The 18123-nt window shown below is 72.2% G+C and carries 17 protein-coding genes; 10 read left to right on the forward strand and 7 right to left on the reverse strand.

The window, feature by feature from the left end; translation table 11 throughout:
- Both VMS22_11765 and VMS22_11770 read left to right on the forward strand, forming a co-directional pair.
- Positions 1–825 (forward strand): LLM class F420-dependent oxidoreductase (locus tag VMS22_11765; GenBank protein ID HXJ34699.1); only part of this gene is annotated, 825 nt, incomplete at its 5' end.
- Positions 826–838: 13 nt separating this feature from the next.
- Positions 839–1987 carry a GNAT family N-acetyltransferase gene (locus VMS22_11770; protein HXJ34700.1) on the forward strand — a complete coding sequence of 383 codons (1149 nt, stop codon included), beginning with the start codon at positions 839–841 and terminating at the stop codon, positions 1985–1987.
- Positions 1988–1994: 7 nt separating this feature from the next.
- Here VMS22_11770 and VMS22_11775 read toward each other — a convergent pair whose 3' ends face one another.
- The 4 genes from VMS22_11775 to VMS22_11790 are packed head-to-tail and all read right to left on the reverse strand — an operon-like array spanning position 1995 to position 6216.
- Positions 1995–2510: a dual specificity protein phosphatase family protein gene (locus VMS22_11775; GenBank protein HXJ34701.1), complete on the reverse strand. Its 516-nt coding sequence runs from the start codon at positions 2508–2510 to the stop codon at positions 1995–1997.
- A 2-nt stretch (positions 2511–2512) separates the two neighbouring features.
- Positions 2513–4807, reverse strand: a complete 2295-nt coding sequence (gene clpA, locus VMS22_11780) for an ATP-dependent Clp protease ATP-binding subunit ClpA (GenBank protein ID HXJ34702.1) — start codon at positions 4805–4807, stop codon at positions 2513–2515.
- 2 nt (positions 4808–4809) lie between these two features.
- Positions 4810–5130 (reverse strand): ATP-dependent Clp protease adaptor ClpS, encoded by a 321-nt coding sequence (locus VMS22_11785; protein ID HXJ34703.1) that lies wholly within the window; start codon positions 5128–5130, stop codon positions 4810–4812.
- Positions 5131–5187: 57 nt separating this feature from the next.
- Positions 5188–6216, reverse strand: coding sequence for a DUF2889 domain-containing protein (locus VMS22_11790; protein HXJ34704.1), 1029 nt, complete (start codon positions 6214–6216; stop codon positions 5188–5190).
- 77 nt (positions 6217–6293) lie between these two features.
- Between VMS22_11790 and VMS22_11795 the strand changes: the two genes are divergently transcribed.
- Genes VMS22_11795 through VMS22_11815 form a run of 5 tightly spaced genes read left to right on the forward strand, consistent with a single transcriptional unit; the run spans position 6294 to position 10588 of the window.
- Complete coding sequence (locus VMS22_11795; protein ID HXJ34705.1) at positions 6294–7061, forward strand: 3-hydroxyacyl-CoA dehydrogenase; 768 nt, start codon at positions 6294–6296, stop codon at positions 7059–7061.
- Entirely contained in the window at positions 7058–7960 is a 903-nt protein-coding gene (locus VMS22_11800; protein HXJ34706.1) for an NAD(P)-dependent oxidoreductase, read from the forward strand. The genes VMS22_11795 and VMS22_11800 overlap by 4 nt, the downstream gene beginning before the upstream one ends.
- Before the next feature lie 3 nt (positions 7961–7963).
- Positions 7964–8641 carry a VTT domain-containing protein gene (locus VMS22_11805; GenBank protein ID HXJ34707.1) on the forward strand — a complete coding sequence of 226 codons (678 nt, stop codon included), beginning with the start codon at positions 7964–7966 and terminating at the stop codon, positions 8639–8641.
- A 7-nt stretch (positions 8642–8648) separates the two neighbouring features.
- On the forward strand, positions 8649–9683 hold the full coding sequence (locus VMS22_11810; GenBank protein ID HXJ34708.1) for a hypothetical protein: 1035 nt from the start codon (positions 8649–8651) through the stop codon (positions 9681–9683).
- 41 nt (positions 9684–9724) lie between these two features.
- Complete coding sequence (locus VMS22_11815) at positions 9725–10588, forward strand: phytanoyl-CoA dioxygenase family protein (protein HXJ34709.1); 864 nt, start codon at positions 9725–9727, stop codon at positions 10586–10588.
- Between the two features lies 1 nt (position 10589).
- Here the strand turns inward: VMS22_11815 and gluQRS are convergent, their stop codons facing one another.
- The gene (gluQRS, locus tag VMS22_11820; GenBank protein ID HXJ34710.1) at positions 10590–11513 is read right to left on the reverse strand and encodes a tRNA glutamyl-Q(34) synthetase GluQRS; all 924 of its coding nucleotides are present in this window, start codon (positions 11511–11513) and stop codon (positions 10590–10592) included.
- Complete coding sequence (locus tag VMS22_11825) at positions 11514–11885, reverse strand: carboxymuconolactone decarboxylase family protein (GenBank protein ID HXJ34711.1); 372 nt, start codon at positions 11883–11885, stop codon at positions 11514–11516.
- A 91-nt stretch (positions 11886–11976) separates the two neighbouring features.
- Here VMS22_11825 and VMS22_11830 point away from each other — a divergent pair, with 91 nt between their 5' ends.
- Positions 11977–14610, forward strand: coding sequence for a di-heme oxidoredictase family protein (locus tag VMS22_11830; protein HXJ34712.1), 2634 nt, complete (start codon positions 11977–11979; stop codon positions 14608–14610).
- A 182-nt stretch (positions 14611–14792) separates the two neighbouring features.
- On the opposite strand, the gene VMS22_11835 is transcribed toward VMS22_11830, so the two are convergent.
- Complete coding sequence (locus VMS22_11835; GenBank protein HXJ34713.1) at positions 14793–15779, reverse strand: NAD(P)H-quinone oxidoreductase; 987 nt, start codon at positions 15777–15779, stop codon at positions 14793–14795.
- A gap of 67 nt (positions 15780–15846) precedes the next feature.
- Between VMS22_11835 and VMS22_11840 the strand changes: the two genes are divergently transcribed.
- Positions 15847–16752, forward strand: a complete 906-nt coding sequence (locus VMS22_11840) for a rhodanese-like domain-containing protein (protein HXJ34714.1) — start codon at positions 15847–15849, stop codon at positions 16750–16752.
- Between the two features lie 65 nt (positions 16753–16817).
- Positions 16818–18011, forward strand: a complete 1194-nt coding sequence (locus tag VMS22_11845) for an acyl-CoA dehydrogenase family protein (GenBank protein ID HXJ34715.1) — start codon at positions 16818–16820, stop codon at positions 18009–18011.
- Positions 18012–18123 lie beyond the last annotated feature (112 nt).

Genomic DNA, 18123 nt, shown 5'->3' on the forward strand with positions numbered 1-18123 from the left:
CCGACCGACTACGCGATCCGCGTCGACGAGCTCGCGCGCGCGACCGAGGAGCGCGGGTTCGAGTCGATCTGGTTTCCGGAGCATACGCACATTCCCGCCTCGCGCCGCAGCCCGTGGCCGGGCGGGCCGAACCTGCCGAAGGAGTACTGGCACACGGTCGACCTCTTCGTCGCGCTCGCGACCGCGGCGGCGGTGACCACGAAGCTGAAGGTGGCGTCGGGCATCTGCCTCCTCGTCGAGCGCGATCCGATCACGACCGCGAAGGAGGTGGCGAGCGTCGATCATCTCTCGCGCGGCCGGGTCATCTTCGGCGTCGGGGGCGGCTGGAACGCCGAGGAGATGGAGCACCACGGTACGCCGTTCAAGTCGCGCTGGAAGATCCTGCGCGAGCGCGTCGCCGCCATGAAGAAGATCTGGACCGAGGAGGAGGCCGCGTTCGAGGGCACGTTCGTCAAGTTCGAGCCCATCTGGTCCTACCCGAAGCCGGTGCAGAAGCCGCACCCGCCGATCGTGCTCGGCGCGCACGGTCCGCTCGCGATCAAGCGGGTGGTCGACTACTGCGACGGCTGGATCCCGATCGGGGTGCGGGCCGGGGACTTGAAGGCGAGCATCGCGGAGCTGCACCGCGCGGCGCGCGAGAAGGGGAGGGACCCGCGCTCCATCTCCATCTCGCTCTACGGCGCGCCCGGCGATCCCGACGCGCTGCGCGAGCTGGGCGACGCCGGCGTCACGCGGGCGATCTTCGCGCTGCCGCCGAAGGGCGCCGCCGACGTCCTGCCGCTGCTCGATCGCTACGCCGGCGCCATGCGCGCCGCGCGCGCGTAGCGCGCCCTCTTCCGTGGCGCTCACCGTTCGCGTGCTCGAGGCGGTGCGCGACGTGCCGCGCGAGGCGTGGGACGCGCTCGTCGCGGACGAGTCGCCGTTCCTCGAGTGGGAGTGGCTCGCGGCGTTGGAGGAAGGCAAGACGGTCACGCGCGAGACGGGGTGGCTGCCGCAGCACCTGGGCCTCTACGACGGCGATCGCCTCGTCGGCGCCTGCCCGCTCTACGTGAAGGCGCACTCGATGGGCGAGTTCGTGTTCGACCAGGGGTGGGCGACGGCGGCGCGCCGCGCCGGCATCGACTACTACCCGAAGCTGCTCGTCGCGGTCCCGTTCACCCCGGTCACGGGGGCGCGCTTCCTCGCCCGTCCGCACGATGCGGCGATGGTCCGCACGGCACTCGCGACGATGCTCGAGCGCCTGTGTGCGGAGCACGACTTCTCGTCGGTGCACGTGAACTTCTGTCGCGACGAGGAGGTCGCCGCGCTCGCGGCGCGCGGGTGGCTGCGGCGCACGGGCTTCCAGTACAAGTGGCGGAACGAGGGCTACGGCAGCTTCGACGACTACCTGGCGAGCCTGCGCGCGAAGCGGCGCAACCAGACCCGGCGCGAGCGGCGCGAGCTCGAGGCGCAAGGGGTGGAGATCACCGCATACACGGGCGACGCGATCGGGCCGGATCTGGCGCCCATCATGTTCCAGCTCTACCGCACGACCGTCGACCAGCTCCCGTGGGGCCAGCGCTACCTCACCCGGCGCGTGTTCGACGTCGTGCTCGAGCGCTTCCGCCACCGCCTGTGCGTGATCCTCGCGCGGCAGGGCGGTGAGATCGTCGCCGGCACGTTCAACGTCCAGAAGGGCGACGCGCTCTACGGCCGCTACTGGGGGACGCTCCGCTACCTGCGCCACCTCCACTTCAACGTCTGCTACTACGCGGCGATCGAGCACTGCATCCGCCACGGCCTCGCCCGCTTCGAGCCCGGGGCGGGCGGCGAGTTCAAGCACCTACGCGGCTTCGAGGCGACGGCGACCGAGAGCATGCACTTCATAAGCGACCCGCGCCTGCGCGCGGCGGTCCGCGACTACCTGGCGCGCGAGCGGCCGGCGGTCGAGGGCGAGATCGAGTGGTACGGCGAGAAGACGTCGCTGCGCCGCGACCGCGAGAAGTAGCGTCCTGCTAGCGCCCGCGCCCGTAGCAGATGTCGAGCGCGCGGACGTACGGGATGCAGCCGCGCCGCTCCTTCACGAACTCGCTCGCGGCCGGGAGCGGCAGGCCCTCGTGCACGTGCACGTACGCGATCGCCGCCGTGGGGGCACGGTTGAGGCCACCGTTGCAGTGAAGGTACACGACCGCGCCCGCATCGACGTGCGCGCGCACCCGCTCGACGATGGCGGGCAGCCGGTCGGCGAGGAACTCCGCGTCGCCGTCGGGAACCGGCAGGTGGTCGAACGCGAGGCCGGCGGCGGCGTACGCCGCGCGCAGATCGGCCAGGCGCAGCCGCTTCGAAGCGAGGTCGGCGTCGTCCTGCAGGCAGACGACGGCCGTGATCCCGTGCGCGTCGCGCAGCCACGCGACGTCGCCGAGGTTCGGGTACTCGCCGACGAAGAGCTGGGGCAGGATGCGATCGAGCCGCGGGGGGCTCGGGCGCACCGCGCCGCCGCCGACGCCGTACCAGTCGTTGTCGCCCCGCACGATCAGTCCGCGGGCTCGGGGACCGACTTCGCCGACCGCAGCCGGGAGGGCGGCAGCGGCGCGTAGGTGAAGGTGAGCTCGTCGTTCGCGACGTCGATCTCGACCCTGCCGCCGTCCTTCAGGCGGCCGAAGAGCATCTCGTCGGCGAGCACGCGCTTCACCTTCTCCTGGATGAGCCGCGCCATCGGGCGGGCGCCGAAGGTGACGTCGTAGCCGCGTTCGGCGAGCCAGCGCCGCGCCGCGGGCGCGAGCTCCACCTGGACCCGCCGCTGCGCGAGCTGGCCCTCGAGCTCGGTCATGAACTTGTCGACCACGCGCTCGACCGCCTCCGCGCCGAGCGGCGCGAAGTGGACGACGGCGTCGAGGCGGTTGCGGAATTCGGGACTGAACAGGCGCTCGAGCACCTTCTGGCCCTTCTCGGCGTTCGTGACGTTGCCGAAGCCGATCGCGGCGGCCGCCATCTCCTGCGCGCCCGCGTTGGTCGTCATGATGAGGATCACGTGCCGGAAGTCGGCCTTGCGACCCTGCGCGTCGGTGAGCGTCGCGTGATCCATCACCTGCAGCAGGATGTTGAAGATGTCCGGGTGCGCCTTCTCGATCTCGTCGAGGAGCAGGACCGCGTGCGGCGTCTTGCGGATACCGTCGGTGAGGAGCCCGCCCTGGTCGAAGCCGACGTAGCCGGGCGGCGCGCCGACGAGCCGCGAGACGGTGTGCTTCTCCATGTACTCGCTCATGTCGAAGCGGATGAACTCGATGCCGAGGGCGGCGGCGAGCTGCTTGGCGAGCTCGGTCTTGCCGACGCCGGTCGGACCCGAGAACAGGAACGAGCCGACCGGCTTGTCCGGCGTGCCGAGGCCCGCGCGCGAGAGGCGGATCGCCGAGACGACGGCGCCGACCGCCGCGTCCTGGCCGAAGACGAGGAGCTTGAGATCGCGGTCGAGCGTCTCCAGCCGCTCGCGATCCGACAGGGTCACCTGGCGCGGCGGGATCTTCGCCATGGTGGCGACGATGTGCTCGACGTCCTTGGTCCGGATCGTGCGCTTGTCGCTGTCGCGCACGTTCGCGGCCGCGCCGGCCTCGTCGATCACGTCGATCGCCTTGTCGGGCAGGAAGCGATCGTGCACGTGTTTGGCCGAGAGCTCGGCCGCGGCGCGGAGCGCCGTGTCCGTGTAGGTGACGCCGTGGTGCGCCTCGTAGCGTCCCTTGAGACCGCGCAGGATCTGGTGCGTCTCGTCGACCGACGGCTCCGTCAGCTCGATCTTCTGGAAGCGGCGCGCGAGCGCGCGGTCGCGCTCGAAGTGCTGCTTGAAGTCCTGGTACGTGGTCGCGCCGATGCAGCGCAGCTCGCCCGAGGCGAGGGCGGGCTTCAGGATGTTGGACGCGTCCATCGAGCCGCCGTGGGTGGCGCCGGCGCCGACCACGGTGTGGATCTCGTCGATGAAGAGGATGGCGCCCGGCTTCTCCTTCAAGGCCCCGATGACGGCCTTCAAGCGCGCCTCGAACTCGCCGCGGAACTTCGTGCCGGCGAGGAGGGCGCCCATGTCGAGGGCGTAGATCTCCGACTCCTGGAGCGCCTTCGGCACCTCCTTCTTGTGGATGCGGAGCGCCAGGCCCTCGACAATGGCGGTCTTGCCGACGCCGGGATCGCCGACGAAAACGGGGTTGTTCTTGCGGCGCCGGCAGAGCACGTGGACGGTGCGTTCGATCTCGCGCTCGCGGCCGATGAGCGGATCGATCTTGCCGGCCGCGGCCTGCTCGAGCAGGTTCACCGTGAACGCTTCGAGCGGGCTGCGCGCGGCCTGTGCGTCGTCGTCCTCGTCACCCTCGATCCCGGCGGGGCCGGCGCCGCCGGCGGGCAGCTCGGGGACCTTGCGGATGCCGTGGGAGATGTAGGTGACGACGTCGAGCCGGGTCACGCCCTGTTGCCCGAGGAGGTAGGCCGCGTGCGAATCGGTCTCGCGGAAGATCGCGACCAGCACGTTGCGCCCGTCGATCTCGTCGCGACCCGAGGACTGCACGTGGGCCGCCGCGCGCTGGAGGACGCGCTGGAACGCGAGCGTCTGCTGCGGCGGCACGTCGACGTCGGGCGGCAGGGCCTCCATCTGGTCCAGGTAGTGCTCGAGGTCGCGCCGCAGCTTGGCCGGATCACCGCCGCACGCCTTCACGACCTCCACCACGGCATCGTCCGCCAGCAGGGCCCACAGGACGTGCTCCAGGCACAGGAACTCGTGCCGGCGCCGGCGGGCCTCGCGGACGGCGAGGGTGAGCGAGGCTTCGAGGGGTCGCGACAGCCGCATCCTTATGCTTCCTCCATGCTCGTACGGAGCGGGAACTCGTGTGCCTTGGCGAGCGCGTCGACCTGCGACGTGCGCGCCTCGGCGATCTCGCGCGGGTAGACGCCCGCGACGCCGATCCCGTTCTTGTGCACGTGCAGCATGATCTCGGTGGCCTTGGTTTCGTCGTGGTGGAACACGCTGACCAGGATCCAGACGACGAACTCCATGGTGGTGTAGTCGTCGTTGTGCAGGAGGACCTTGTAGCGCTTGGGGCGCTTCACGTTCTCCTTGGGCTTCGTGCGGGTGACGACCCCGACGTCGCGCTGCGTGTCGCGTTCCGCCATCGGCTGAGTGAATGTTAAGCGCTCCGCCGACGCGGGGCAATCAGGGCGGGGGCGCCGTCAGGCCGTCGGGGGCTCGTTCGCGCGCCGCGCGAGCTGGAGCGCGCCGCCCGCACGCCACATGTAGCAGGAGTCCGGGCGTCCGCCCATGCCGACGATCCATGCACCGCTCGCCGCCAGGCTCGGCCACGTATCCGAGAGCGCCGCCACGCACTGGATGAGGGCGGGCGCGAGCATGAGGACCGCGTCGAGGATCGGCCGATCGGCGTCGACCCCGCCGAGGCGCTCGAGCAACGCCGCCGTGACGCCGCGCGCGAGCGAGAGGCCGCGCACGGTCTCGCCGAGATCGGGTCGCTCCGACCACGTCGCGGTGTCGAGCGTCGCGCGATCGCGCACGCGCTCGCCGAGGCGGAGCCCCGCCAGGGAGAAGGTGGCGAAGTCGACCTCCGCGATCCCGCGCACCTCGCGCTCCTCGGCGAAGCGGTCCATCGACGGCGCGAGGGGCGGGGCGGGCGCGTAGTGCAGATCGGCCAGCTGGAAGGCGAGGGCCATCGCACCCGGCGACAGCTCGTGCCCGTCGACGACGACGTCGCGCCGGAACACGCGCTCGCCCGGGCGGCGGTCCGGAGCCTTCCCGAAGCGGGCCTCGTCCCGGGCGAGCGCCCAGGCGACCGTCGATCCGAGGAGCTGCGCGAGCGTCAGGAGGTGCGAGCACCCGCGCGGGCCGCCGATCTCGGTCGAGAGCGCGCGCGCCCACGAGGCGTCGAGCGTGCCGCCGACGAGGCCGCCGACGCGGGCGATCGGATCGCGGCAGCTCTCACCCTGGGTCACCGCCGACGGCTCGAAGGCGACGGCCGGCTGCGACGCCGTGAGCGCGTCCAGGCGCGCCGTCGCGGGATCGACGATGCCGTCCAGCATCATGTGGTGCACGATGCCCGACGGCTGGAGGTCGCCGCCGACCGGCACGAAGCCGCGCTTGCGCAGGTCGAGGATCACGCCGTGCACGTCGAGACGGCCGTCGGCGCGCGCCACCAGCGTCACGCTGAGCGCGCGACTGTGCAGGGGATGGCCGCCGACATCGAGGTGCATCCGCCTACTCTGGGGTGCGCGCCACGGCCGACGCAAGCCCTGGCACTCGCGTCGCGGGGAGGCTATGCACCCGGCTCATGCGCGTACAAGACGTGATCGCACTGGTGACGGGCGGAGCCTCCGGTCTCGGCGAGGCGACGGTTCGCGACCTCGTCGCGGGCGGCGGGCGGGCCGTGATCCTCGACCGCCCGAACTCGAAGGGCGAGGCGCTCGCCAAGGAGCTGGGCGACCGGACCGCCTTCGCGCCGTGCGACGTCACGAGCGAAGCCGAGGTGAAGGCTGCCGTCGAGACCGCCGTCAAGCGCTTCGGCACGATGAACGTCCTCGTCAACTGCGCCGGCATCGGCACCGCGAACCGTACCGTGACGAAGGACGGTCCGTTCCCGCTCGAGCTCTTCGAGCTGACGATCAAGGTGAACCTGATCGGCACCTTCAACGCGATTCGTCTCGCCGCCTTCCAGATGAGCAAGAACGAGCGCAACCAGGAGGGCGAACGCGGCGTCATCGTCAACACCGCGTCGGTCGCGGCCTTCGACGGCCAGATCGGCCAGGCCGCGTACTCCGCGTCGAAGGGTGGCGTGGTCGGCATGACGTTGCCGATCGCGCGCGACCTCGCGTCGCTCGGCATCCGCGTGCTGACGATCGCGCCCGGAACGTTCGACACGCCCATGCTGGCGATGGCACCCGAGCCCATCCGGCAGGCGCTGGCGGCGCAGATCCCGTTTCCATCGCGCCTCGGCCGGCCGAGCGAGTTCGCAGCCCTGGTGCGCCACATCCTCGAGAACTCGATGCTGAACGGCGAGACGATCCGGCTCGACGGCGCGATCCGCATGGCTCCCAAATGAGCAGCGGCCAGCGCGTCGGCGTCATCGGCCTCGGCAACATCGGCGGCGCGATCGCGGCCAACCTCGCCGCCGACGGACATCACGTGTCCGTGTTCGATACCGACAGCGCGCGCACCGGCGCGATCGTCGGCGTCGGAGGGCGCGCGGCGCACTCGCCGGCCGAGGTCGCCGAGCGCAGCGACGTCACCTTCGCCTCGCTGCCGACGCCCGAGGTCGTCCAGGCCGTGGCGGCCCAATGGCTCGAAGGCGCGGCGCCGGGCACCATCCTCGCCGATCTCTCGACCAACGCGCCCGCGACCGTGCGCGCGATCGGCGACCGGCTCGAGGCGGCAGGGCGGCATCTGCTGGAGTGCCCGCTCACCGGCGGCGCGCCCGGCGCGCAGGCGCGCATGCTGGTCTTCATGGTGGGCGGCGACGCGGCGGTGTTCGAGCGGGTGAAGCCACTGCTCGAGCGGCTCGGGCGCGCCACCTTCCACGTGGGACCGCTCGGGCTCGGCAACACCGCGAAGCTCGTGAACAGCCTCCTCGCCTTCACCTCGACGTGGGTGTCGCTCGAAACCCTCGCGGTCGCGAGCAAGGCGGGAATCGACCTGCGGACGATGGTCGACATCGTGCGCACGGGCGGCGCGACCAATTTCTTCATCGACCGGATGGTCGAGGGCATCAACCAGCGCGGCCGGCCGACGCAGTTCGCGCTCGCGCTCGCCGCGAAGGACGCGGGTCTCTTCCTCGACGTCGCGCGCGCGTGCGGCATCCCGACGCCGGCCGCTGCGCAGGTCGCACAGGCGCTCGTCGCCGCGGTGGGGGCGGGGCTCGGCGAGCGCGACTTCACGGATCTCGTGGAGCTGATGGAGCGACAGGGCGGCACGGAGCTCCGCCTGCCACCGCCGCGGAGCTAGCCCGTGGGAACGCTGCGCCGGCTGCTTCCGATCCTGGTCGGCGTCGCGCTCGTGGCGGCCTTGGCATACGGCGGTCTCTCGGACGCGCTGCGCGCCGAGAACCTGCGCAGCCAGATCGAGGCATGGGGCGCGCTCGGCCCGCTCGTCTTCATGGCCGTCATGGTGTGCGGATTCTTCATCCCGGCGCCGCAGATCCTGCTGGTCGGCATCGGGGGCGCGGTCTTCGGGGCCCCGCAGGCGTTCGTCTACGGCTGGAGCGCGGCGATCGTCGGCACGACCGCGACGTTCCTGCTCGCGCGCGGGGTGTTCAAGCGCTACACCCGCGGCGTCGCCGGGAGCGATCGCTTCCGCCGCATGCGCGCGATCGATCAGCGGCTCGCCGAGCACGGCTTCGTGACGGTGCTCGGCCTCCGCCTCCTCTTCTTCCTCGCACCGCCGCTGTCCTGGCTCCTCGGCGTCACGCGCGTGCGGCTGCGCGACTACCTCCTCGGGACGGCCATCGGCATCACGCCGGGGCTCGGCGTGACCGCCTATCTGGGCGACGCCGTCAGCGAAGCGGACTCGGCACGGGCGCTGCTCACGCCACAGATCGTCATCCCCGGTCTGCTGGTCGGCGCGTTCCTCGTCGGCGGCGCGGTCTTCGGCAGGCGCCTCCTCGCCGGACGCGCCGCGCACCGTTGAGCGCGCCGTGCGTCTGTGGACCCTCGCCGCGCTGCAGGCGGCCGTGACCCTCTCCTGGATGGTCTACGGCTATTTCCAGCCCCGCCTCCTCGAGCACTTCGGCTTCACGGCGCTGGCCGGCATTCTCGCGTGGTACCTCGCGTTCGCCGGCTCGACGCTGGCCCCGCTCGCCGGCGACGCCTCGGACCGGCTCGTGCGCAGCGGCGGCGACCGGTTCCCGGTCGTGCGCGCCGGGGTCGCCCTCGCCGCGGCGAGCTTCGTCGCCGTCGCGGTCACGTCGCTCGCCGAGGGCGGCAGCGCCGTACGCTTCGTCCTGCCGCTCTTCGTCGCGGTCTGGATCGCCGGCATGACGCTCTTCCAGGCGCCGGCGCTGGCGATCGTGCGCGACGAGGCGGCGCCGGGCGACCTGCCCGTAGCGATGGCGCCGCTCGTGATCGCGACCACGCTGCCGAGCGCGCTCTGGCCGCTCGTCGAGCCGCTGCTGGCGAAGGCGGGTGGCTCGCTCACGTTCCTCGCCGGCGGTGTCGCCGTCACCGCGACGGCACTCGCGCTCGGCCGCACGGCGCACCTGCCGGCCCGCGCGCAGCACGACGAGGCCGGCACGGGCGGCGGGCTCGCGCTCGCGTTCGCGTGCGGGCTCGTCTCCGCGCTGGTCGCGATCGTGTCGACCGATCTCGTCCCGGGCGCGCTCTCGGCCGCGGGCGCTGCGGGCACGGCGTCGCTGGCGGCGATCGTGGCGCTGGCGGGCACGCTCGGTGCGAGCGCGATGGGTCGCGTCGGGTCGGGCATCGGCAGCGGGCGGGGGCTGGTGGCCGGTCTCGTCGCGAGCCTCGTCTGCCGTGGCGTGGCGCCGTGGTGCGGCAGCTTCGTGCCCGGTCTCGCCGTCGCGATCGTTGCGGGCGCGGCGCTCGCCCTCCACCTGACGACAGCGCTGCCGTTCACGTTGTCGGCGCAGCCCGAGGGCCGCGCCGGGCTCGGGACGGGCCTCTACGTCGGCGGGGCGATGGTCGGGAGCCAGCTCGCGCGCGTCCTGTTCCGGTAGTCGCTTGACGGCGCGTCGCGCGCCGCGGTAGCGGCGTCACGATGGCCGTCGAACGACTTCCCCCGACCGCGAGTGGTGACGAGGTTGCGAGCGTGCTCGCGCGCGACGGCTGTGCGATCGTCGAGCGCGTCGCCGGCAAGGAGATCCTGGACCGCGTCCGGACGGAGCTGGGGCCCCATCTCGACGCCACGCCGTACGGCCCCGACGACTTCACCGGCCGCCGCACGCGGCGCACGGGCGGGCTCGTCGCCCGGTCGGCGACGTGCCGCGGGCTCGTCACGCATCCGATCGTGCTGGGAGCGGTGCAGGGCGTGCTCGGCCACGCGACCAGCTTCCAGCTCCACCTGACGCAGGTGATCGCGATCGGCCCCGGCGAGCCGGCGCAGCCGGTGCACCGCGATCAGTGGGCGTTCGACTTCTTCCCGTTCCCGTCCGGCTACGAGGTGCAGTGCAACACCATCTGGGCGCTCACCGACTTCACGGAAGCGAACGGCGCCACCCGTCTCATTGCGGGGAGTCACCGCCTGGAGGACCGCCGCGAGTTCGCCTACGAGGACACGGAGCCCGCCGAGATGCCGGCCGGCTCGGTGCTCTTCTACACGGGATCGCTCTACCACGGCGCCGGCGCGAACCAGTCGGATCACGTGCGCTCCGGGATCAACATCACGTACGCGGTGAGCTGGCTCCGGCAGGAGGAGAACCAGTACCTCTCCTGTCCGCCCGAGGTCGCGCGGACGCTGCCCGAGCCGCTCTTGCGTTTGATGGGCTACCAGCGCGGCGCGTACGCGCTCGGCTACGTCGACGACATGCGCGATCCGCTGGAGGTCCTGCTCGGGCGCCCGGCGGGCGGGACCGGTCTCGGCGACCTCGAAGCCGCGACGTCGCGAGTGCGCGGGACGGGCTGACTCAGGCCGACGGCGCCCGCACCTCGGCACGGCCCGCGAGCGCACGGGGATCGAACGCCGCGAGCAGCTCCGCTGCGGTGCGCGCGGGCGCGAGACCGACCGCACGCGCGAGCCACGACACGACGTCGCCGGGATCGCCGCCCGCCTCGCGTCGCTCCCGCAGCGTAATGCCGCGCGCCCGCTTGGCGAGGCGCGTCCCGTCCGCGGCCACCACAAGCGGCACGTGCGCGAACGCGGGTGGCGTGCCCCCGAGCAGCTCCGCGAGCAGGAGCTGGCGCGGCGCCGAGCCGAGGAGGTCGATGCCGCGCACGACCTCGGTCACGCCCATCGCGAGGTCGTCGACCACGCACGCGAGCTGGTAGGCGTACACGCCGTCGCCGCGCTTCAGCACGAAATCGCCGACCTCGGCGGCGACGTCCTGCACCAGCGTGCCCTGGAGCGCATCGACGACGGTGACGACGCGGGCGGGAACGCGCAGGCGGATCGCCGGCGGTCGTTTCCACGCGCGCTCCCGAAGCCCGTGCTCGCGGCAGGTGCCGGGATAGCGCGGTCCCTCGTCGCCCGCGTGCGGGGCGCTCGCGACGCGCGCGATCTCGGCGCGCGAGCAGTCGCAGTAATAGAGGAGGTTCCGTGCCGCGAGCCGCGCGAGCGCGGCTTCGTACGCCGCGCTCCGCTCGGATTGCCGGTACGGCGCGTTCGGGCCGCCCACGTCCGGGCCCTCGTCCCAGTCGAGGCCGAGCCAGCGCAGGTCGTCCAGCTGCCGCACCTCCATGCCGGGGAGGACGCGCGGTGTGTCGATGTCCTCGATGCGCAGCGCGAGCCGTCCGCCCGCTTTCCGCGCCGACGCCCAGGCGAAGAGCGCGGCCGCCGCCGAGCCCAGGTGCAGCTCGCCCGTCGGCGACGGAGCGAAGCGACCGCGGTACACCTAGGCCTTGGGCCCGAGGACGTCGGCCGCCGCGTTGAGCGCGCTCACGGCCGCCGGGACGCCGGCATAGCAGGCGGTCTGCATCAGCACCTCGATCAGCTCCTCGCGCTTGATGCCGAGGTTGAGGGCCCCATGGAGGTGCCCGCGCAGCTCGTCGTGCTTGCCGAGGGCCGCGAGCTGCGCGACCGTGCACAGGCTCCGGCTCCGGATGTCGAGGTTCGGGCGTGACCAGAACATGCCGAACACGAACTGCGCCACGAGCCCGAAGAATTCGGGCGCGAGCTTCTGTGCCGGCAGCTCCTGCCCGCCGGCGCGCTCGCCCCAGAGCTTCTTCGTCACTTCGATTCCGCGTGCCAGGTAGTCGTCCGCCATGGCGGCCGGCGTACGACGTTCGGCGCGGGCCGTCAACGCGGTTGACAGAGGATGCGCGCCGGAAGTACGCGACCAGGAGGGGGGATCGCCGATGGCGCGGACGCTGGCCGTCCTTGGGCTCGGGCTGATCGTGTCGGCGCACGCCGGCGCGCAGACGATCGAGGTGCCCGCGTTTCCGGTCGGCGCCCCGACGTTCGCGGACCATCTGCAGGACGTCGACGTGGCGGCCGCGCCGGATGGTGGCTTCACGGTCGTGTGGGGCGACTACCAGCTGAACAACCTGAGCGGCGGGGGCGATCACGCGACCGTGCGGCGCTTCTCGGCGGCAGGCGTGCCGCTCGCGGCCGCCGTCCGCGCCGACACGACGGCGCACGTCTTCGATCCCCACATCGCGCTCGACGGACGCGGTGGCTACGCGGCGGCGTGGTTGTGGATCGGCAACCAGCAATACCGCTACTTCGGCCAGACCCTCGGCGCGGGCGGCGAGCCCACGGGATCCGACTTCGAGATCACGCTCGACATCGCCGGCTATCCCTCCACCAACGGGCCCGTCGTCGGGACGCCGGACGGCCCCATCTTCCTGTGGGACCAGAACGGCATGTGGGGGCGGCGGCTCGACTCCGAGCGGCATCGGCGCGGCGGCGACATCCGCGTCGCCGACAACATGTACAAGACGGACGTCGACGTCCTTCCGGGTGGCGGCTTCGTCGCGACCTGGGAGGAGTTCTTCGGGGTGGCGCCGAGCATGGGGCGCCTGTTCGGTCCGACGGGGCAGCCGCGCGGCCCGGCGTTCGTCGCGAGCGACAGCTTCCACTATCCCCGCGTCGCCGTGAACCCGCGCGGCGGCTTCGTCGTCGTCGGGCAGGGGTTCGACGCGGGAGCCCAGGCGGCGCAGGTCGTCGCGCGCCGGTTCGCCGGCGACGGAACGCCGCTCGGCGCCGAGATCGTCGTCGAGCCCGGCGCGCCGGGTGTGAGCGTCGATCCGGACGTCGTCTTCGACGACCACGGCAACTTCCTCGTCGTCTGGGCGCAGTACAGCCAGTCGTCCGCGCTGCCGCCGCGCGGGCGCGCCTTCGACGTCGACGGCGTGGCGCTCGGGCCGGCGATCGACCTCGGGCCCGCCGGGAGCGCCGAGATCCGCAGCGCGCGCCTCGGGGGCGGCGGCATCGTCAACGTCTGGTACTGGTCGAGTCGCGCCACGGGGAGCATCGTCCGCATCTGCACGCCGGGGCTCGCGACCTGCGGCGACGGCGTGCGCGTAGCGGCGTGCGAGGAGTGCGACGACGGCGTCGCGAACGGCAACGCGCCAGGCGGGTGTCGCGCCGATTGCCGGCGAGCGCGCTGCGGCGACGGCGTCGTCGACGCCGGCGAGGCGTGCGACGACGGCAACACGACCTCCTGCGACGGCTGCAGCGCGGCGTGTGCGGTCGAGCCCGGCATCGCGTGCGGCGACGGCGTCCGCAACCAGGCGTGCGGCGAGGAGTGCGACGACGGCGCCGCGAACGGGAACACGCCGGACGGCTGCCGCACCGATTGCCGTCTCGCCCACTGTGGCGACGGCGTCGTCGACGCGGACGAGCAGTGCGACGACGGCAACGACACGGCGTGCGACGGGTGCGACGCCGACTGCCTGGTCGAGCCGGTGCCGCCCGCGGTGTGCGCGCCGGTCCCGATGGCGACCGCGTCGGCCGCCGACCTCGCGCGCTTCGAGCACGGCCGCCACGAGTTCGCCGAGACCGAGAACGTCGCGACCGGTCTCGGGCCGGTCTTCAACGGCGTACGCTGCGCCGAGTGTCACGCGACGCCGACGGTCGGGGGCTCGAGCGCGCGCAACGTCGTGCGCGTCGGCGCCGGGATCGGCGCCACGTACGATTCGCTCGAGGGCGTGGGTGGCCCGGTCATCCAGGAGCGGGGCATCGTGACGCCGACCTGCGCCGTCGCGGGCGAGGTCGTCCCCGCCGAGGCGACGGCCGTCACCGCGCGCAATACGCCGCCGCTCTTCGGCCTCGGGTTCATCGAGGCGATCCCCGAGATCAGCATCCGCCTCCAGCGCGAGCGCCAGCGCCCGCCGCTCTCCGGTCGCTTCAACACGAACCGCGCGACCCGCCGCATCGGACGCTTCGGGTGGAAGGCGCAGATCGCGACCATCCAGGACTTTGCGGCCGAGGCCTACCGCGACGAGCTCGGCATCACGTCACCGTTCGCGCCCGCGGAGAACGCGCCGCAGGGCGTGCCGACGACGTGCGACGGTGCACCCGAGGTCGAGGACGACGGCAACGACGTGGCGGCGTTCACCGACTTCATGACGCTACTCGCGCCCGCACCGAAGCCGCTGCCGACGCTCGAGGCGCGGCGCGGCCGGCGCTTCTTCCGGCGCTGCAAATGCCAGGGCTGCCACACCGACAAGTACCGCACGTCGCGCGTCTATCCCGTCCCCGCGCTCCGCAACCTGAAGGTGCCGCTCTTCTCCGACCTGCTCGTCCATGACATGGGCGCCGCCCTCGCCGACGGCATCGAGCAGGAGGGCGCCAGCGGCAGCGAATTCCGCACCGCTCCCCTCTGGGGCCTCCGCTTCAGCGCCCCCTACCTCCACGACGGCCGCGCCCCGACTCTCGAAGACGCCATCCTGGCCCACGGCGGCGAAGCCCAAGATTCGATCCTGCGCTTCCTAGCCCTGGACCCCGCCTCACGATCTTTCCTCGTCGCCTACCTCAACTCCCTCTGAGGCAGCACGAGCGAGACGCGCCCGCCCGCGCGCGTACGTCGCGAGGTCGGGGGCCGGGCGGAGGCGCCTGCAAAGCGGCGCGACGAAATGCGACGGCCGTGACGAGCCGTGTGTCTTCTCGCGCGGCGGAGCCGAAGCCGAAGCCCGGCCCCCGACCTCGCGGCCCCGCCTCGACCCGCGCCTCAGTCCACGCGCAGCACGATCTTCCCGAAGTGCTCGCTCGACTTCATGAGCCGATGAGCCTCGGCCGCCTGCTCGAGCGGCAGGACGGTGTGCACGACCGGCCGCAAGAGCCCCGCCGCGAGCGAATGGCCGAAGCGATCGCGCAGCGAAGCCACGATCGCCGCCTTCTCCTCGACCGATCGCGTCCGCAGGGTCGACCCGATCACCGACAGGCGGCGGATCAGCATGAGCCCCAGGTTGATCTCGCTCTGGGCGCCGCCCATGAGGCCGATCTCGACGAGGCGACCGCCGATCGCGAGCGCGCCGAGGTTCTTGGCGAGGTACTTGGCGCCGATGTGATCGAGCACGACGCCGGCGCCGCGGCCGTCCGTCAGCTCCTTCACGCGGGCCTCGAAGTCCTGCGTGTTGTAGTTGATCGCCGCGGTCGCGCCGAGCTCGACGCAGCGGCGCGCCTTGTCGTCGCTGCCGACGGTGACGAAGCAGGGATTTCCGGCCTGGCGGCAGAGCATGATCGCCGCCGTGCCGACACCGCCGCCGCCGCCGTGCACCAGCACGGCGTCGCGCGGCCCGACGGCGCCCAGGCCGGGCATGAAGATGTTGAGGTAGGCCGTGAGGAAGACCTCGGGAAACGCGCCGGCCTCGTCGTCGCTCATGGCGTCGGGCACGGGCAGCACCGAGCCGTGGTGCACGACGACCTGCTGCGCGTAGCCGCCGCCGGCCAGCAGGGCCATCACGCGCTGGCCCTTGCGGAAGCCGCGCGCCTCGGGGCCCAGCTCGATGATCTCGCCCGCGCATTCGAGGCCGAGGATGTCCGAGGCGCCGGGAGGCGGCGGGTAGAAGCCCTGGCGCTGCAGCAGGTCGGCGCGATTGACGGCGGTCGCGCGGACGCGGATGCGGACGTCGGCGGGGCCGAGCGCGGGGGCGGGGGCCTCGCCGATCGTGAGGACGTCTTCGCCGCCGGGCTCTCGGACGAGGATCGCTCGCATGGCCCTCCGCTCACCACGAACCGCACGACATGGCAACTCCGCGCGGGCGTGGCTATGATCCGGGCCCATGCTCACCTGGCTCCTCGCCGCGCTCGTCGTGGGTCTCGCGGCCGCCCTGTGGGCGCAGCGCGCGCGGCTGCGCGACCTCGACCAGCGCCTGAGCGAGCTGCGGCTCGTGAAGCGGGAGCTTGCCGACCGCGTGGGCGAGACCGAGCGCGGGCTCCAGGTGACGCGCACCCACCTGGCCGACGTCGCGGGGGGCGCGGCGCCCGAGCGCGACGCGATCATGTCCGGCAAGGCGTGGCGCGACGTCCAGCCGGCGCCCGCCCTCGTCCTGTGGGAGCAGAACCCGAATCTCTTCGTCCTCGACGTGCGCACCGAGGCCGAATGGGCGAACGCGCACATCCCGCGCGCGAAGCTGATCCCGCTCGACGAGCTCGAGGACCGATTGCAGGAGCTGCCGCCGAAGAAGGACGCGCTGCTGCTCGTCCACTGCGCGGCGGGCGGGCGGAGCCTGCAGGCGTGTCAGCTCCTGGCGGACAAGGGCTACACGAGACTCCTCAACCTCGCGGGCGGCATGCACACCTGGCAGGGGCCGATCGAGAAATCGGCGACGCCGCGCGAGGCGCCGCCGCCGAACGTCCGCAACGGGACGACGGTCAACCATCGCGGCGGCGCGATCACCGGGAACGCCGTCGTCGAGGCGATCCGGCAGTGCTACGACCCGGAGATCCCGCTCAACATCTACGACCTGGGCCTGATCTACGACATCGACATCGCGGCGGACGCGATCGCCGTCAAGATGACGCTGACGTCCGAGGCGTGTCCGTCGGCGCGCACGATCCCCGAGGACGTGAAGAAGCGCATCGCCGGTCTCGGCCAGGACAACGTCCGCGTCGACGTCGTCTTCGATCCGCCGTGGCATCCGTCGCGCATCAGCGACGAGGGCAAGCAGAAGCTCGGCATCGCCTAGCCTGCTGAGCGCCCCGCGGCGCGGCTCTGGACACCCCGGCGGTCCCGTCGTAGCGTCGGCGCCCTATGGACTTCACGCCGTCGCCCCGAGTCGCAGAGCTGAAGAAGCGCGTCGTCGATTTTCTCGAGACGCACGTCTATCCGATCGAAGCCGAGCTCGCGCACGAGGACCACCTCGTCCGCACCGGCGTGCCGTACCCGCCCCGCATGGTGGAGGTCCGCAAGAAGGCGAAGGCCGAGGGACTTTGGAACCTCTTCCTGCCCGGCAAACACGGCGCAGGGCTCACCAACTGGGAGTACGGCATCCTGTGCGAGGAGATGGGGCGCAGCCTCGTCGGCGCCATGGCCTTCAACTGCGCCGCACCGGACACGGGCAACATGGAGATCCTGGAGGAGTTCGGCAACGCCGAGCAGCACAAGCGCTGGCTCGCCCCGCTCCTCGCCGGCGAGATCCGGAGCTGCTTCTCGATGACCGAGCCCGAGGTGTCGGGCGCCGACCCGACGACGCTGCAGACGCGTGCCGTGAAGGACGGCGACCACTGGGTCATCAACGGCCACAAGTGGTTCACGTCGGGCGCGGTCGGCGCGAGCATCGCGATCGCCATGACGGTGACCGATCCCGAAGCCGCGCCGCACCTGCGCGCGAGCATGATCCTCGTTCCGACCGACACGAAGGGCTTCAACCTCGTCCGTTCGGTTCCCGTCATGGGGCACTCGACCGGCGGCGGACATTGCGAGATCCGCTACGAGGACTGCCGGGTGCCGATCACCAACACGCTCGGGCCCGAGAACGCCGGCTTCATGATCGCGCAGGCGCGGCTCGGGCCGGGCCGGATCCATCACTGCATGCGGGCGATCGGCGCCGCCGAGCGTGCGATCGAGATGATGTGCAAGCGAGCCAACACGCGCGTCGCGTTCGGCGAGCCGCTGGCCAAGAAGCAGTTCGTGCAGGACATGATCGCCACCTCGCGCATGGAGGTCGACCAGGCGCGGCTGCTCACCCTCTACGCGGCCTGGAAGATGGACACGATCGGCAAGCGCGAGGCGCGACAGGAGATCGCGATGATCAAGGTCGTCGCCGCGAACGTCTGCATGCAGGTGCTCGACCGCGCCATCCAGGTCCACGGCGCGCTCGGCGTCTCGGACGACACCCCGCTCGCCGGCATGTGGCGGAGCCTGCGCATGCTGCGCCTCGCCGACGGCCCGGACGAGGTCCACAAGATGGTCATCGCGCGCCGGGAGCTCGGGCGTTTCAAATAGTCGGTGATCGCGTAAGCCGGGCTTGCGTGCGGGGGCGCAGAGGGTCCTCGCGGACCCGACAAGGCGCGCGGCCTACTCCGCCTAGGGCTGCGTAGCGGCCGCGCTCTCGGGT

This window comes from Candidatus Eisenbacteria bacterium, assembly GCA_035577985.1.
Classification (GTDB): domain Bacteria; phylum Desulfobacterota; class Binatia; order DP-6; family DP-6; genus DATJZY01.

Coding starts and splice junctions, on each gene's coding strand:
- VMS22_11800 (HXJ34706.1), top strand. CDS start 7,058: ATGAGCAGCGGCCAGCGCGTCGGCGTCATCGGCCTCGGCAACATCGGC.
- VMS22_11795 (HXJ34705.1), top strand. CDS start 6,294: ATGCGCGTACAAGACGTGATCGCACTGGTGACGGGCGGAGCCTCCGGT.
- VMS22_11790 (HXJ34704.1), bottom strand. CDS start 6,216: ATGCACCTCGATGTCGGCGGCCATCCCCTGCACAGTCGCGCGCTCAGC.
- clpA (HXJ34702.1), bottom strand. CDS start 4,807: ATGCGGCTGTCGCGACCCCTCGAAGCCTCGCTCACCCTCGCCGTCCGC.
- VMS22_11815 (HXJ34709.1), top strand. CDS start 9,725: ATGGCCGTCGAACGACTTCCCCCGACCGCGAGTGGTGACGAGGTTGCG.
- VMS22_11840 (HXJ34714.1), top strand. CDS start 15,847: ATGCTCACCTGGCTCCTCGCCGCGCTCGTCGTGGGTCTCGCGGCCGCC.
- VMS22_11830 (HXJ34712.1), top strand. CDS start 11,977: ATGGCGCGGACGCTGGCCGTCCTTGGGCTCGGGCTGATCGTGTCGGCG.
- VMS22_11835 (HXJ34713.1), bottom strand. CDS start 15,779: ATGCGAGCGATCCTCGTCCGAGAGCCCGGCGGCGAAGACGTCCTCACG.
- VMS22_11845 (HXJ34715.1), top strand. CDS start 16,818: ATGGACTTCACGCCGTCGCCCCGAGTCGCAGAGCTGAAGAAGCGCGTC.
- VMS22_11825 (HXJ34711.1), bottom strand. CDS start 11,885: ATGGCGGACGACTACCTGGCACGCGGAATCGAAGTGACGAAGAAGCTC.
- VMS22_11785 (HXJ34703.1), bottom strand. CDS start 5,130: ATGGCGGAACGCGACACGCAGCGCGACGTCGGGGTCGTCACCCGCACG.